This window comes from Eggerthella hominis (assembly GCF_014287365.1).
GTDB classification, from domain to species: domain Bacteria; phylum Actinomycetota; class Coriobacteriia; order Coriobacteriales; family Eggerthellaceae; genus Eggerthella; species Eggerthella guodeyinii.
In genome coordinates, this window is sequence record NZ_JACOOA010000017.1 from 1 (window position 1) to 3,695 (window position 3,695).

The following is a 3,695-nucleotide window of genomic DNA, read 5'->3' on the forward strand; positions in this document are numbered from 1 at the left end:
ATCCCCCTCGGGCGCTGGCGCGGCCGCGGCCGGGGCGGCCTCGGGCCCGTTCGCCCTGGCGTCCCGGTCCTCGGAGGTGTTCTGGTTCAGATTGGAATCTGACATAGCCTGGTGCTCCCCCTCGTTTCGGTGATAGTCGTCTTGATTCGCGCGGCATCCGCCGCCCTCCCCTTCCGCGGGAACGGGCACGGCCTCGCTTCATCCCCCTGCACACAACGCAACCGAGTATGCCCCCAGCCGCGCTTTCCGGCTTCTCCTCCTCCGGGATAAAAGGGGATATCGGCGTACTTTTCGAATATCCTCAAAGAGGATATTCATCAAAACGGGCGATTTCGGCGATACTGTTTCCGAGCGATCCCGGCCCGCCTTCGAGACGCCCGCCACGGTCGAGGCGGTTCGAGCCAAGCGCTCCCGGGAGAACCCGCGCGCTTGCCGTATAATCGTGGGGACCCAGCGCAAGCATCCGCATCAATGGAGGGGAGCCATGTTGCGTGCATTCACACAGCCGCCGGACGACGAGCGCGGCTCGCAAAGAACCGTTTTCCAGCACCTGCTCGCCCTCACCCCGCTCATCGTGGGGCTCGCTTCGGCGCGCACGGGCATCATCGCCTCGATATACTCGAGCTACACGCAGACCGACGCGAACTTCCTCTCGGACGGCACCAGCCTGTTCGCCTCGCTCGTGCTGGCGGCCCTGCTCGGCATCGTCGCCTTCGGAAAGGTGTCCTTGAACAAGTCGAGCGTCAACGCCATCGCGCGCATCTGCATCGCCTTGCAGGTGGCCTCGGTCGTCGCGCTGGGCCTGCTGTCGTCGCACGAGGCCCGTGACGGCATCGCGTACCTGCTGGTGGGCATCGTGAACGCCGTGGCAAGCCCCGCTGCGATGTTCTACTGGATGAGGCGGGCGCGAAAGAGCAGCACGGCGGTCGCTGCCGTGTTCGTATTCTCGGCGCTCCTGCTCAGCGAGATCGAGATCTTCGCCTGCAGCCTGCTGGCGGAGCCGTTCCGCCAGTTCCTCGCGGCGGCGCTCGCCTCCCTCCAAATCCCCGCCATGCTACTGGCCAGACGCGTCAAGCGGCCTTACGAGATGATCCATCCGGAGGCCCACGATTCCCTGTCGTTCATGAAGGACTCCATCAAGAACAAGGGCGTCCTCATCTCGTCGGCGTTCGGCGTTGCGGCGCTGGGGCTGACCATCGGGTTGCTGAGGGGGTACCCCAACGGCGAGGCGGTCACCTTCGACGAGGGCCATCGCCTCGCCTACATGCTGCTGACCATCGCCCTCTGCGCCTTCATCGTCGCGCTCTCCTTCAAAGGACGCCAGGGGATCATGACGACGGGCATCTGGATCATCATGTTCGCGCTCGCCTGCTGCGGGCTGACCTCGTACGCCGCCTGGGGAGACAACCTCCAGGTGGGAGCCGTGTTCGCCACCACGCTCAACGCGCTCATGGTGGGGTACTGCTCCCACCTCACGATCTCCTTCATGACGTACGGCTGGCGCGACCCCTACTATTACGCCATCGCCGGATGGCTCGCGTTCTTCCTGCCACGCGCGGTCGGGCGCATCCTGCTCGTCTCGCTCTCGCCTTTGAACGCGAACACCGAGCTCATGATCGCCATCATGGGCGACGCCGTGCTCATCTCGGCCCTGCTCGTGTTCGTCCGCTTCCTCAACGTGGCGAAAACGCCGAGCGTAACGCCTTCGGCACCCGAGCACCCGACGCTGCAAAAGATCATGGCCCTGAGCGACACGGACGAGATCGCGGCCCTCGCCACGATGCGCGAGCACGCCATCCAGCAGGGAGTCACCGACATAGGCAAGCGCTTCTCGCTCTCGGCGCGCGAGATCGAGGTCCTCTCGCTGTACGCGCTCGGCCACACCCAGAAGCGGATCGCCGAAGAGCTGTTCATCGCTCCCGGAACGGTGCACGAGCACATCCGGCACATCTACACGAAGACGGGCCTCCACTCGCGCCAGGAGATCCTCGACCACGTCACCAGCGAATTGAGCTGACGCCGCATCCCGCAGCGCCCCACCTCGAAAAAGGCAAGAATGACCTCATGCGGGATATAGGCTTTTTCCCGCCATGATGCATACTGTGATCAGCGCAGCCCCGCACCTCTCATATCCCCCGAGCCGCACACAACACCTCAGGCTTACCAGATAGGAGATACAGCAATGGCTGACGAAACATCGTATGGATGGGCCGGTAAGATCCTCCGCGTCAATCTGAGCACGGGCTCGATCACGACGCAGCCGACCGACCCGTACAAGGAGTACATCGGCGGCATGGGCTTGGCCAACAAGATCATGTACGACGAAGTGCCCGCCGGCACCGACCCGCTATCGCCCGAGAACAAGATCGTGTTCGCCGTGGGCCCGCTGACGGCCTCCGGCGTGCCCTTGGCCGGGCGCATGACCATCAGCACGCTGTCCACGTTCACGAAGGACCACCTCGTGGTGGACGCCCACTGCGGCGGCATGATCGGCGCGAAGATGAAGCTGGCCGGATGGGACGCCATCGTGCTCGAGGGCGCGTCCGACCATCCCGTGTACCTCAACATCGTCGACGACAAGGTGGAGATCAAGGACGCCGGCTTCGTGTGGGGCATGGGCACGCGAAAGGCGACCGAGGCCCTGTGCCGCAAGGAGGGCGTGGAAGCCTGCGTCGCATCCATCGGCCCCGCCGGCGAGAACCTGCTGCCCTACGCGTGCATCATCAACGCGCGCAACCACTCGGCCGGCGCCGGCACGGGCACCGTCATGGGCGCAAAGATGGTGAAGGCCATCGTGGTGCAGGGCAACGGCAGCGTGCACGTGAAGGACCCGCAGGCCGTGGCCGACCTGTCCGACTACATGCTGCGCGAGGTCGTCGGTTCCAACAACAACCACGTGGTGCCCTCGACGCAGCAGGAGTGGGCCGAGTTCTACGACCAGGGTTCGCGATGGAACGCGCGCAAAGGGCTGTATTGGAGCCTGGCCGAGGGCGATCCCATCGAGACGGGCGAGCCGAAGCCCGGCGAGCTGAACACCGTGGGCTACCGCTGCATGCTGTCGGCCCATCCGTTCATGCTGGGCCCCGCGGCGGAAAAGTACCTCATCAAGACGGACGGCTGCCACGGATGCCCCATCCACTGCTACGGAGACTTGCGCGTCGACGCGGCGAAGGACGCCGGCAGCTACCAGACGGGCGGAAACACCTGCATGGCGAACGCGGGCTACACGTTCATGAACAACGTCATGAAAAAGGAGCTGCCCGAGGAGCAGGCGTTCGTCATGAACGTCGTCTTCCTCAACACGATGGACGACCTAGGGCTGTGGTGCAACTACGGCCAGCTCTACCGAGACATGGGGTACTGCATCGCGGAAGGCGTGTTCGAGCGCGTGCTGCCTGCGGAGGAGTACCAGGCCATCGACTGGGCGAAGCTCGACGAGGGCGATCCCACGTTCATCATCGACATCCTCGACCGCATCGCGCGCAACGATTCGGAGCTGTCGTACATCGCCCACGGACCCATCGTGTGGTGCGAGCGCTGGGACGAACAGGCTTGGTTCAACGATGCGCGCTCGGCGCTGATCAACTACCGCGGCTGGCCCGTGCACCACGCCATCGAGTGCTTCGGCCAGGTGGGCGGCGTGTACAACATGATGTTCAACCGCGACGACATGATCCACTCCGCCGTGAACTTCC

General features: G+C 64.5%; 2 protein-coding genes. Both read left to right on the forward strand.

Features of this window, described 5'->3' with window-relative positions:
- Nucleotides 1-484 precede the first annotated feature (484 nt).
- On the forward strand, nt 485-2,017 hold the full coding sequence (locus H8S61_RS17190; protein ID WP_186939847.1) for a helix-turn-helix transcriptional regulator: 1,533 nt from the start codon (nt 485-487) through the stop codon (nt 2,015-2,017).
- Nucleotides 2,018-2,182: 165 nt separating this feature from the next.
- Nucleotides 2,183-3,695: aldehyde ferredoxin oxidoreductase N-terminal domain-containing protein (locus H8S61_RS17195; protein ID WP_186939848.1), on the forward strand; the 1,513-nt coding region annotated here is incomplete at its 3' end.

Coding starts and splice junctions, on each gene's coding strand:
- H8S61_RS17190 (WP_186939847.1), top strand. CDS start 485: ATGTTGCGTGCATTCACACAGCCGCCGGACGACGAGCGCGGCTCGCAA.